Annotated in this window: 12 protein-coding genes; 11 read left to right on the top strand and 1 reads right to left on the bottom strand. The window is 43.9% G+C overall.

Translation table 11 applies throughout. The features are described from left to right. Positions 1-101 precede the first annotated feature (101 nt). The 4 genes from QNO02_RS13660 to QNO02_RS13675 all read left to right on the top strand — a co-directional run bounded on the left by QNO02_RS13660 (position 102) and on the right by QNO02_RS13675 (position 2,489). Positions 102-464 (top strand): Asp23/Gls24 family envelope stress response protein, encoded by a 363-nt coding sequence (locus QNO02_RS13660; protein WP_249910808.1) that lies wholly within the window; start codon positions 102-104, stop codon positions 462-464. A 32-nt stretch (positions 465-496) separates the two neighbouring features. Beyond that, positions 497-1,105 (top strand): GNAT family N-acetyltransferase, encoded by a 609-nt coding sequence (locus QNO02_RS13665; RefSeq protein ID WP_289392411.1) that lies wholly within the window; start codon positions 497-499, stop codon positions 1,103-1,105. 251 nt (positions 1,106-1,356) lie between these two features. After that, positions 1,357-1,962, top strand: a complete 606-nt coding sequence (locus tag QNO02_RS13670) for a pentapeptide repeat-containing protein (RefSeq protein ID WP_036670794.1) — start codon at positions 1,357-1,359, stop codon at positions 1,960-1,962. A 143-nt stretch (positions 1,963-2,105) separates the two neighbouring features. After that, the gene (locus QNO02_RS13675; protein ID WP_133384648.1) at positions 2,106-2,489 is read left to right on the top strand and encodes a hypothetical protein; all 384 of its coding nucleotides are present in this window, start codon (positions 2,106-2,108) and stop codon (positions 2,487-2,489) included. A gap of 266 nt (positions 2,490-2,755) precedes the next feature. On the opposite strand, the gene QNO02_RS13680 is transcribed toward QNO02_RS13675, so the two are convergent. Then, the gene (locus QNO02_RS13680) at positions 2,756-4,261 is read right to left on the bottom strand and encodes an MFS transporter (protein WP_289392416.1); all 1,506 of its coding nucleotides are present in this window, start codon (positions 4,259-4,261) and stop codon (positions 2,756-2,758) included. Positions 4,262-4,400: 139 nt separating this feature from the next. Here QNO02_RS13680 and QNO02_RS13685 point away from each other — a divergent pair, with 139 nt between their 5' ends. The 7 genes from QNO02_RS13685 (at position 4,401) to QNO02_RS13715 (ending at position 12,305) form a co-directional block, all read left to right on the top strand. Continuing rightward, positions 4,401-5,258 (top strand): MerR family transcriptional regulator, encoded by an 858-nt coding sequence (locus tag QNO02_RS13685; RefSeq protein ID WP_289392418.1) that lies wholly within the window; start codon positions 4,401-4,403, stop codon positions 5,256-5,258. Between the two features lie 35 nt (positions 5,259-5,293). Continuing rightward, on the top strand, positions 5,294-5,806 hold the full coding sequence (locus tag QNO02_RS13690) for a GNAT family N-acetyltransferase (protein ID WP_289392419.1): 513 nt from the start codon (positions 5,294-5,296) through the stop codon (positions 5,804-5,806). Positions 5,807-6,182: 376 nt separating this feature from the next. Next, positions 6,183-7,661: a ribosomal protection-like ABC-F family protein gene (gene abc-f, locus QNO02_RS13695; protein WP_289392420.1), complete on the top strand. Its 1,479-nt coding sequence runs from the start codon at positions 6,183-6,185 to the stop codon at positions 7,659-7,661. A gap of 152 nt (positions 7,662-7,813) precedes the next feature. Beyond that, positions 7,814-8,380 carry a TetR/AcrR family transcriptional regulator gene (locus QNO02_RS13700; RefSeq protein WP_091030867.1) on the top strand — a complete coding sequence of 189 codons (567 nt, stop codon included), beginning with the start codon at positions 7,814-7,816 and terminating at the stop codon, positions 8,378-8,380. A gap of 352 nt (positions 8,381-8,732) precedes the next feature. Beyond that, positions 8,733-9,887 (top strand): glycosyltransferase family 2 protein, encoded by a 1,155-nt coding sequence (locus QNO02_RS13705; RefSeq protein ID WP_150367354.1) that lies wholly within the window; start codon positions 8,733-8,735, stop codon positions 9,885-9,887. A gap of 37 nt (positions 9,888-9,924) precedes the next feature. Continuing rightward, a complete protein-coding gene (locus QNO02_RS13710; RefSeq protein ID WP_289392423.1) occupies positions 9,925-11,232 on the top strand; it encodes an aminotransferase class III-fold pyridoxal phosphate-dependent enzyme in 1,308 nt (435 codons plus the stop codon). A gap of 41 nt (positions 11,233-11,273) precedes the next feature. Next, positions 11,274-12,305 (top strand): zinc-dependent alcohol dehydrogenase, encoded by a 1,032-nt coding sequence (locus QNO02_RS13715; RefSeq protein ID WP_249910804.1) that lies wholly within the window; start codon positions 11,274-11,276, stop codon positions 12,303-12,305. The last annotated feature ends 55 nt before the right edge of the window (positions 12,306-12,360 follow it).

Consider the following 12,360-nt stretch of genomic DNA (forward strand, 5'->3'; position numbering starts at 1 on the left):
GAATGAATTCAAAAGTTGAAATCGGACTCCGAATGATTTATATTTTTATTAAATGATACTTTAATCTATCAAAAATGCAGGTATAAAGAGGGGGACCTAGGATGTCCATTCAAAATGTTTTGGGAAAAATTCAAATATCGGATGATGTGATCTCCAAAATTGTCGGCAAGATCGCAAATACCACCAGTGAGATTTCCTCCATGTCGACAGGACTTGTAGAAGGCATCACCAAAAAGTGGAGTGGGAAAAGTCTGCAAAATGGCATTGCCATTCGCAAGATAGATTCCAGACTGGAGATTAACTTAAAGGTTGTGGTTCGTTATGGAACGAAAGTACATGAAGTCTGCAGGGAATTGCAAAACAATGTGAGATTACATGTGGAACAGCTGACCGGGTTAACCATTGATACGGTGAATGTGATCGTCGAGGGGGTTTCATTCAACCAACCTGCTGCCAAGCTTTAGTCCAACTTCAACTACCTAGAGGAGTGACAGCGATGAATAAGATTTCCATAACAAAAGCCAGTCCACAGTCTTTAGTCGGCGGGCAACTAAATCAGATGGCACTTGAATATATGGCATATTCGCTTGCAGGTACCAAGGATAAAGGCATTATAGAAAAAACATTCAACAAGTTATGGCGCTCGAAACAGAACCGATTCAGTCACCAGTACGCTTATGAAGCCAAAATGGGTAACCAAACGCTGGGCATGATCATGTGTTATCCAACCACTTTAATGAACAAAATCGCTTTGCCAACGTTCTCCAAACTGTTTGAACTTCGTAAATGGAGCCTGATTAAGTATAATCTCCAACATTGGAAAGAGTTTTACTCCATGGTGACATTAAAAGAAGCGGAGAACGACGAGTACCACATCGGAACATTGGCTACGTTGCCTGAAAGCAGAGGACTAGGTGTAGGGACACACCTCATTCATTTTGCTGAGGAGCAAGCTATAACACAAGGTCTGTCCAAATCTTCACTTACGGTTAAAAAGGAAAATCTACTAGCTATTAAACTCTACGAGCGTTTGGGATACCAGAGAGTAGGGGAAATCAATAAACCGTCGTTATCCCTGTACCGAATGTCCAAAATACTGGTGTAGTGCATTCTAATACGAATAGAAAAAAGCAGCTAACTGAGAGTTTCACATAAATAAGCCCACATTGGAACAGTTAAAAGTGTGTGCTGGAGGGACGCTTTATGCGTCCCTTTTTTAGTTTTCAGATTTTTCTCATAAAAAAAGTAACTTGACTTTTGTATGGGTTTAAGCAGGTACTTGACAGGGGTGTGGTATAGTATAAAAAGTTCTTTTAATGAAGAAGACGGAGAAATATACAATGTGGGGTGTAACCAGTGTATCAATATAAGGATCAGGAATATGAAGCAGTACATTTTGAGGGACGTGATTTGCGCTATGGAGAACTTATAAGTTGTGTTTTCAAACAGTGTACATTTATGAACGCTTCTATGGAAGAAATCGAAACGAGTAATTGTCGTTTTATCGAGTGTGACTTCAAAGGGGCTTCGATGAATGGTTCGATTCATACGGAATCGGCTTTTGAAAACTGCACCTTCGGTGGTGCGAATCTATTTGCTTCCAAATTCAGCTCCTGCAAGATGACAGGCTCAGACTTCTCTGGTGCGCAAATGGATGGCATTACCCTGAGTCAGGGCGATTGGTCTTACACGAATCTGAGACATACGCGTTTGGGTAAACAGGATCTGCGAGGAATTCGTTTCTTTGAGGCTGACTTTACGGACACGGATTTCACCAAAGCGGATTTGAGAGACTGTGATCTTACCCGAGTCGTATTAAGCAGAGCCAAGCTGCAAGGGGCCGATTTAAGAGGGGCTAACCTGGAAGGCATCGATCTGAAATCACTGGATATCAAAGGCGTACGTTTGGATCGCGAACAAGCGGTTCTGTTTGTACGCTCGTATGGTGCGAAAGTAGACTAAGTTGAGTTGAACATACACAGCATGAAGCCGCCCTTAAGGCGGCTTTTTTGAGTTTGAAGCTTTCCGATTCAAAGAAAATAGGCAGGAATAAGAGATCTAAACAAGAACTAGTTAACATAAGTTTCAAATAAAAGGAGGTTATCATGACAGTCACATTAATTATTCTTATTGCTATTGTTGTCTTTGGGCTTATAACAGGCACGATCACTACGATTATGGCATTTAAACTGCTAAGTAACAATAAAGAGAAACATCACCTTCGCAAGAGCATTCTGATGGACGGAATTCCAACAGAAGCAATAATTCATGATATTGTACAGACATCATCCAGTATGGATGGAAGGCCTGGCGTGCGATTGGATTTGACTGTAACCCAAGTTGACGGCCGCACCTTCCCAACAATTGTAGAGACTTATATTCCAATCACACATATTCCCCACTTTCAGAAAGGAAATGTCATTAACGTAAGATACATTGCGATGGGGAATGAACGCAAAGTTGAGGTACAGGATGCTTACCTTCCGTGAGGTGCCGCAGGGTGGTGAGCTTCGGTTATCAGGCATATCAAAAACCATTACCTGAAACAAATCAGGTAATGGTTTTTGACGTTAATTTAATTGGAAATGGTAACAAGCTGTTTAAGTTATCGACAGTCAGCAGTTAATCCTCTTCTTTTGACAAATTTCTAACGATCAGAAAAATCGCAAATATACCTAATAAAATAATAAATCCATTGGTTATCGGAAACCACATGATTCTATATACCTCGCTTTGTTTCATGAAGTGAATTTCATTACGTTTTAACGCTGCGTTTTTGTGCTCGTTTCAAGCGCACGGCAACCCAGCTCATAATCAGAGCAGCAATGAACAGAAATACGGTCACACCTGCAATGACAACAAAGAAGGATTGGTCAAATGCAGCAAAGGCGGCATTTTTGAGCAATTCAGCAGACGCAGCAGGCAAGCTTTCGGCAGCGATAAGCGCTTCATCCAGACTGTCCTTCGCATTGGCTGGCACATGAACTCCCGCAGGAATCTTCATTGCCAGTGTGTAGAACAAGGTCGACATGCTGCCGATAATCGCAATACCGGATGCTCCGCCCAGCTCATAACCTACTTCCTCAATGGATGCTGCCATACCCGCTTTGTGAGGTGGGGCATAACTCATAATGGAATGTGATGCAGCGGTCATGCCTGATCCAAGACCTGCACCAAGCAGTGCCAAACCGATAATTTGCCCAGTGAACCCAGCATTGAAATACATCAGATACGTCCCCATGCCAAGGGCAGCGATGAAGAGAGTGAAGCTTTTGATATATACAACATCCACACGGTGCATAATGGCCCCCGTAACAGGTCCGGCAATGAGTGCTGCAACAGGTATGGATACGGTGAATAGTCCAGCCTGAAGAGGTGACATGCCTTCCACCAGCTGAAGCCGCTGAGTGACCATATATTGCACACCCATTTGTGCAAATAAGCCAACCAGTGCGGTAATAAAGCCGGTACTGAATCTTGGAATTTTGAACAAGGACAGATCCAGCAGTGGAGTCGTACTGTTATTCTGACGGCGAATAAAGATGATCAGGGACAGAAGACCGATCACAGCAGCAATGATAGCGAGTGTGAGGGATCCTTCGCGTCTTGTGAATTCCTTAATGGAATAGATAATTCCAACCATGGCAATCATGATCTGAATGGAACTGGTGAAGTCCCACTTTTTCGACGCATCCCCATGGTGTTTAGGAATCATTTTCAAGGCGAATACAAACGCAAGAATAGCGATAGGCAGGTTAATTAGAAACACAGAGCCCCACCAGAAATGTTGAAGAAGCAGTCCACCAACAATCGGTCCCAGTCCAGCACCACCTGATGCAATGGAACCCCATATGCCGATCGCCAGTGCGAGTTCTTGCTCATTCGTAAACGTAACTCTGATAATCGACAATGTCGCTGGCATCATCATGGATGCACCTACAGCTAGAAGAATTCTGCTCATGACTAGTACAGCCGGTACTGGAGAAAAGGCAGCCGCAAGAGAAGCAGCAGAAAAGACGAGCAAGCCCAGGGTAAATATTTTTTTATGACCAACACGGTCCCCGAGTGTTCCCATTGCAGGAAGAAGACCCGCCATGACAAGGGAGTAACCGTTCAGAATCCATAATTTCTCCGAAGCAGATGCACCGAGATCATGGGTCAAGCTGGGTAAAGCGGTGTACAGGATGGTCATATCCATCACAATGAGTAATAGCGCACTTGAGACAATAACAAGAATCATCCAACGTTTGAATTTTGACATGTTTCCCTCCGGCGATATGAATAACTTACAATTTTAGACTAAACTATCGGGTAACCCTATAGTCAAATCTTTATTTACACACTATAATGCATTTATACTTTTATAACTTAGACCACATATGTACACGGAGGGCCCTAAGATGGCTGGACATCACGCACAACACTTTACCACCAGTGAATTTGCCAAGATCTGCGGAGTGACCAAACATACCTTGTTTCATTATGACGAGATTGGGCTGTTAAAGCCTGAATATACCAATACCAAGGGCTACCGCTATTATGGTATGCAACAAACGTATGTGCTGGATGTCATACATGTGCTGAAGAAGGCAGGAAGCTCACTCCAAGAGATTAAGTCGTTTATTCAAAATCAGAATACACCATTGTTAATTGAGCTATTTGAACAGAAATTAAAGGCACTTGAGTTGGAGCAACAACGAATCAAACGTATGCAAAAGCTGCTAAGTGGTGCCATTGAAATGACGAAACAAGCCACGGATGCTTCTCCTGAAGGGCTGCATATTGAACAATGTGAGCTGGAGTATTTTATTGCTGTTCAACTGGAGCAAGGGGATGGGGATAAGGAATTCTTCCGTAAGTTCATTGAATACAGGACCCATTGTGATGAACAGATGATCGACTATGAATTTCCGGTATGGACGATCTTACGTCAGGAGCACTATGAGGCAGGAGAATACTATCCGGATTACTTTGGCAACAAAATAAAAGCTCCCATTTCAGGGGAAACGATATGGATTAAGCCCAAAGGGATGTATGCCGTCATGAATCATCGAGGTTCATACGAAAGCATGCCGGAGACGTATTCCCTCATGAAAGAGGAGATAGAAAAAGAGGGACTGCAAGTCTGTGGACATGTGTATGCACTGGACCTGCTCACTTATTTTGCAGAAAGTAATCCCGATGAGTACATCATCAAAATTTACGTAGAGGTGTGTACGGCTGATAACACAAGCAAAAAACAGAATGGCTTGATTTAGGAGGATTTTTTCTGAAATTAATTAAAACATATGATGTGGATCTAAGTGAAGCATGGTCAGCTCTTCTTCAAGAATTACTTGTTGCCAGTTTTCCAGAGGTTTATCCAAAAGACAGATTGTTCTTTAAGCAAATACCACATGGCAGAGTGTTGGCATTTACCCCTGATAACGAATTAGTTGGGCATGTCGGACTAGATTACAGGATGATGAATTTGAATGGAACACCCATAAGAGTGTTGGGGATAATCGATTTGTGTGTTTCCCCGGCTATTCGCTCTCAAGGAATCGCTTCTTTGTTAATATCCGAAGTGGAAAGGTTGGCCAAAGGGCGTGTTGATTTTGTCCTTTTATTTGCGGATCATGAGGAATTGTACAGCAAAAATGGATTCAAAACGGTGAGCAACACTTGTAAGTGGTTGAAAATTGATCATGAAAGCTTAACCACAGTTGGAGTTGGTACTCAAAAGGTAGAGGGGTTAATGATTAAAGAAGTGGGAAGCATGCCATGGGGTGAAGGGGAACTCGACTTTTTAGGATATTTATATTAATCCCTACGCGCCAATATGGGAGAAGGGTGCCTTGACCCATGTCGTATTCCATGTTAAGTTTTCTGTATTCAAATTGTGAGCTTGTAAAGGGGTGATGGAGTGATGACGGAATTAGAGGTTGTGGATGTTTATGTGGGCCTGTCAACGAACATGAACAGTGGCATGGTTCACAATATAACTAATCAGAATCCGGCACTTTGTCCTCCTATGCATAGATCTACTCGGCGCTAAATGATTTATCGCCAGGTTTCTTTATTGTATAAGCGAATCTAAATTCTGATTATGTTCAAATATTAAAGTGAGGGAATCCATGCCATGTTCGATGGTGAAATCCCGTCAGTTTACTTTTATATTTCACATAAGAAGGATGATCTGTATGTCTTTAATTAACGTTACCAACCTGACCTTTGCCTATGATGGCAGTTACGATAACATATGTGAAAATGTTAGTTTTCAGTTGGACTCTGATTGGAAATTGGGTTTTACCGGAAGGAACGGCAGAGGCAAAACAACCTTCCTCAATCTGTTGCTCGGCAAATATGAGTACAGCGGACATATCTCTGCGAATGTTAGCTTTGAATATTTTCCTTTCCAGGTAGAGAATAAGGGAGCTATGACGGTCGATGTCATCGGCGAGATTCATCCTGAATATCTGCACTGGCAAGTTGTGCGCGAGCTTAACCTGTTGAAAGTGTCAGAAGATGTGTTGTATCGGCCTTTCGATACGTTATCCAACGGAGAACAAACAAAGGTGATGCTGGCTGCTTTGTTCCTGAAGGATAATCGGTTTCTGCTCATTGATGAACCTACCAATCATCTTGATCTTCATGCGAGACAAATTGTAGGTGATTATCTCCGCAGCAAGAGTGGATTTATTTTGGTATCTCACGATCGGGCGTTTCTGGATCACAGCGTGGACCATATCCTTTCCATCAATAAGAGTAACATCGAGATTCAGAAAGGCAATTTTTCCGCTTGGTGGGAAAATAAAAGAAGGCAAGATCAGTTTGAACTTGCGAGTAATGAGAAATTAATAAAGGATATCAAACGTTTATCCGATTCAGCCAAACGGACCGGTGGATGGTCGCATGAAGTTGAAAAAACCAAAAATGGTACGAGAAATTCCGGTTCCAAGGTGGATAAAGGATATATTGGGCACAAGGCTGCCAAAATGATGAAACGTTCCAAAAATATCGAACAAAGGCAGCAATCTGCGATTCAGGAGAAATCCAAACTTCTCAAAAATATCGAGAGTGCAGAACGTCTACAGATTCATCAGCTGGATTTTCACAAGCATGAACTTGTCGAATTGGAACATGTGTCGATCTCATACGGCTCCAATACGGTGTGTAAGGATGTCAGTATCACGGTTGAAAAAGGGGATCGTATATCCCTATACGGTAAAAATGGATCTGGAAAATCAAGCATTCTCAAACTGATCTGTGGTGAAGATATCCCTTATACAGGTCTTTTCCGTAAGGATCATCAGCTTAAAATCTCGTATGTGTCGCAGGACACGTCCGATCTTGGAGGGCATTTATCTGAGTATGCGGCCATACAGGGGATTGATGAGAGCCTGTTTAAATCGATACTTCGAAAGTTGGATTTTTCCAGACTGCAATTGGAGAAAGATATCTCAACGTTTAGCGCAGGTCAAAAAAAGAAAGTGCTCATTGCCAAAAGTCTTAGTGAGAAAGCACATCTGCACATTTGGGATGAACCGCTCAATTTTGTAGATGTCATTTCACGTATGCAGATCGAAGACTTGCTGCTGGAATACTCACCAACCCTGCTTTTTGTAGAGCATGATCGTGAATTTTGTACAAATATTGCAACGAGAATCATCGAACTGTAAGTAACGGGAAAGATAACCATGCTAAGAGCCGCCAAATGGCGGCTTTTAGTTTTACTCGTGAGGAAGTATGCTATAATTTTATAGTCTAATCCAATCATATGATGGATGATCAGATCAATTGTTGAACTATACTCGCCAAGAGGTGTAATAGAATGAAAAAGGAAATGACTACAATCAAACAAACCAGGCTTCATTCCATTTTGGACGAGGCCACCAAGTTGCTGATTGAAAAACCGAATGCTTCCATGAATGAAATTGCAGAATCTGCAAAAATCGGGATCGCTACGTTACATCGATATGTGGAAAGCCGCGAACAGCTGATGGTTCATCTGGGATTACGCGCAATCGAGGTGGTCAGTGAGACCATGCAACAAATTCAACTGGATGAAGAGCACTGTGAAAAATACATACCTGAGCTGATCGAGGCGCTGATTCCATTAGGCGACAAAATATATTTTCTGGCTCATGACACCACCGTTAACTATAATCCCGAGATTGAGGGAGCAGATATGAAACTGAGACAACCTGTACTGCATGCGGTCGGTCTGTTACAACAGAAAGGTTACTTCCGCTCCGATCTTGATAAAACCTGGATTGTTGATGTGCTGTATTCCATCATGTTCCTGACGTGGCAGCAGGTTGTAAGTGGTCATATCGCGAGAAAAGCAGCCCCTGCGCTTGTAATAGACACGTTTTATCATGGATTTAAGCAGCACTAGGTCAGCGCCAATTGAAGTAAAAAACAATAGATTTAAATACGAAAACACCCCTAAACAGTCAATTGTATCGTTAGATACGCAGACTCTTTGAGGGTGTTTTTTTGCGTTCACAACAGCGTTTCTCAGTGCGCAAGCATCAAAGACTTGATTTTTACTGAGATTCAAATATTAACAGGGTTCAGAATTTAAGATTTCCAGTTTACAAAAAATGATATAAATTTCTAGTAGATTCAAATCATTACCAAATAAAGACAAAATATTCAAACGAGGGGGCCGGACAGAAACACCAGCAATTGTGCAGTTCGAATCAGCTTATGTACTCATTCCATCAACCCAAATCAGGAGGGATTCCATGCTTTACACCATTATTGTGCCAGTCAACCAGGACTATAACATTTTGAACCTGTTCACAGATTCGTTACTCCGGACGGTAAGCCCATCCACTCAGATTATTTTCATCAACGATGGTTCCGGCTCCGCAGTCTTTCAACATCTGGATAAACTGAAGCAAGAAGTAAGAGAAGGTGTGACCATCGAGATTCTTCAGCATGATTTTCCACTCGGTTGCGCCGTGTCGATTAATAGCGCACTGAGTCTTGCCAAGGGAGAGTACATTTTCTTCCTGGATTCAGACACCATTCTTCAACCGAACTGGCAACCGATGATGAAAGAGACACTGGATAGCGATATTACGATTGGCATGATTGGAGGGGTTCTGTTGTATCCGCAAACAGGAGGCGTGCAGCATTGCGGCATTGCTTTTGCGGACACCATCGGACGACACCTGTTCCTGAACGCATCTCCTGATGATATCCCAAAAGAAACCTTCTCTGTTCAACTGGTGGTGTTCGCCATGTTTGGCATGAAGCGGGAGGTGTATGAGACCATCGGCAACCTCGATGAGAAGTTCTTTAACGGATACGAGGACTTTGATTATCAGATGCGGGCACGAGCTGCGGGATACGATACGGTCATTAACCCGAATATTCAGGCGTATCACTGGGAACGCAGCAGCGGCATTCACCGCAACTTCAACCGCAAGAACAATCTGGCACGCTTCTGGAAAAAGTGGGGCGGTCAGATCGAGGCTGATGTGTGGCCATTCGTTTTCAGTCATCTGAAAGCACAGCTGGAAAGCCAAGGGGAATACCAGCATCTGCCGATTGTTGGGATTGACCTTGCCGAGGTTCGAAGTGATGCCGATACATTCTGGACCAAGCTGGAGGAAGCCGAATTTGCAAATGTAGCCGAAGTACGGGACTATTCAAACCGCTTCAATTCCAATGGAGCCATCTGGCTGCCACAGGTACTGGGCAAGGAACTGATTCATAGTGAGAACCGGTTACTGTTTTTGGTAGACAATTTTGCCCGTTTGCTGGAGAACCGCTACTGGATTGAGATGAGACATGCTCATCGAGCCAAGGATCTGATCATTGACCTGTATGGCAATGTGATCACAATGGATCGCATCTACGATGGATGCTGGCCTGGAACCAAAGTTCGGTAATTCACTCACAACGAAAATAAACAGGGAGGTACTTAAGGTGAAAGAAAAAGAGAGCACGCTCGATCGTGCCGTAAGATTTACCCGGAATCTGGAGTGGTTGGAACAAGTCGAAAAGGTAATTCCGAGCGGATGCAGCACTTTAGCCAAAGCACCTGAACGTTTATTTCCGGGGCATACACCCGTATGTTGTGCAGAGGCTTATAATTCCCGATTTACAGATATCGACGGTAATGAATGGCTGGATTGCGAAATGGCCATGGGTACGGCGCCATGGGGCCATGCCAGACATGAAGTCCAATTAACCGTCATTCACCAGTTGAAAAAAGGGACAAGCTTTTCTTTGCCTGCCGACATCGAGCTTGAATGCGCTGAGTTGATTTTGGAGCGGTTCGAGGGTCGTTATCCGTCGCTGCGCTTCACCAAGAGTGGTGCCGATGCAGTGAGTGGGGCCGTACGACTTGCCCGTGCCGCAAGTGGCAAAAGCAAGGTTATTGCGACGGCTTATCATGGGTGGCATGACTGGTCTGCCTACGGCTATTATGGTGGCCAGACCAAAGAACGTGGCATCCCGGTGGATATCGAGCGTTCAACGATCTGGGTCAACAAACCTACTGTGGAGCGAATTGAGGCCCAGATTACCTCATCTCCCGAGGATATCGCATGTATTGTTTTGTGCCCCAACGAGTGGAAAAGGGACGCGCTGGAGGAAGCCGTAAACCTGTGTCGCTCTCTGGACATCATTATTATATTTGATGAGGTCACTTCCGGTATTCGAATGGGCAAGCAGGCTACAGCAGGAGAATATGACATCTGGCCTGATCTGCTCTGTATCTCGAAAGGTATGGCAAACGGTTTACCGCTCGCAGCGGTTTTGGGGCCAGAGCACTTGATGTCTCTGTCGGGACAGGTCCGATTCAGTAATGCCCATTCCAGCGAAACAACAGCGCTCGCGGCAGCCATTGCCTGTGAACGATTAATGAAAAATGCGAAAGTATGGCCGACCTGGCGTGAACCGGCAACCCGGATCATGGATCGTCTGGAATCTGAACTTGTGTTACTCGGATTAACGGATCAATTGGAAGTGAAGGGGACGTATGCAAGCTTCTGCATTCAATCCTTGGCTGAAGATAACTTCCAAACAGATCCTTTCCGCGAGTTCATGGTGAAGAGAATGGCTCACTTCGGCATTTTCACCAAAGGGTACTTTATTTTCTCCGATGCCCATACACGGGAAGAATTGCTGTGGGTCGAGGAAGCGCTGTTGCAGATCCTGTCAGACTGGAAAGAGATTCAGAAGCAGGAACATCTTCATGCGATGCAATTTTCGAAAACGTTTGAAGCTTAATCCATAGATTATAATCAACAATCGACTAGGAGGAATATTCAATGAAAGCACTCGTATATCAGGATCTCAAACAGGTGACTTATCAGGAGATTGAGGAGCCAACCATTCAAAAGCCAAACCAGGTAAAAATTAAAATCTATGGTTCAGGTATCTGCGGTACAGATCTGAATATTGTCAAAGGCAAAGTGCCTGCAAATAAAGGAACGATCATTGGTCATGAAGGGGTGGGCACCGTCGTTGAGGTGGGCGATGAAGTTCGTGGTTTCAAGATCGGTGATCGGGTATTGGTTGATCCCACGCAATCTTGCGGTACCTGCTCATACTGCCGTGAGGGTCTATTCATCTACTGCGAGAATTTTGATGACTATCAAGTAGGGATGACGACACACGGAACCTTTGCTGAATATTTTGTTGGGGACGAAAAGTATATCTATGCCATCCCGGATTCCATGAGCTGGGAAACGGCCATGATGATCGAACCACTGGGATGTGTACTTCAGACGTTCATGAAAGCAGGGACTAAGCCAAGCGACTCTGTGCTGGTCCTCGGTTCGGGTGCAATCGGTTCCCTGTGTCAGCTTGTGAGCAAACGATTGGCAAGGCTTACTGTAGGCACGGAAGTTGATCCATTCCGCAAAGAGTTCGCTTCAGGGATCGCGGATCATGTGTTCTATCCTCAAGATCTGACACTGGATAAAGTTTACGAGATCAATAATAACAAAAAGTTTGATATTGTAGTGGACGCGGTTGGTAACCAGCTTCATGTGGGGTTTGAGCTGATTGCCAAAGGCGGCAAAATTATTCCTATGGGATATGACGACAGCTATGAGGTAACGTTCAAATCAACAGCCGTCATTAATGATGGCATTAGTATCATCGGTGCAGTTGCTAATCACTCGATGATCAGTACGGCACTGAAATTTGCCCAAAGCATCCCGGAACTGGAACAGATGGTGACAGCCAAGGAACTGCTGAGTGATTATGAACAGGCCTTTAATGGAACGATTGGTTATGACATGCACACTGGAGAGAAGTTGCCGATGAATTCAGTCAAAACAGCTCTTATCCTATAAGCATGTAGACATTAGCGGGTTTGCCGCTGCGAAAAGTTGGAATTCGCAGCGGTGA

Source organism: Paenibacillus sp. PK1-4R (assembly GCF_030369595.1).
Lineage (GTDB): Bacteria > Bacillota > Bacilli > Paenibacillales > Paenibacillaceae > Paenibacillus.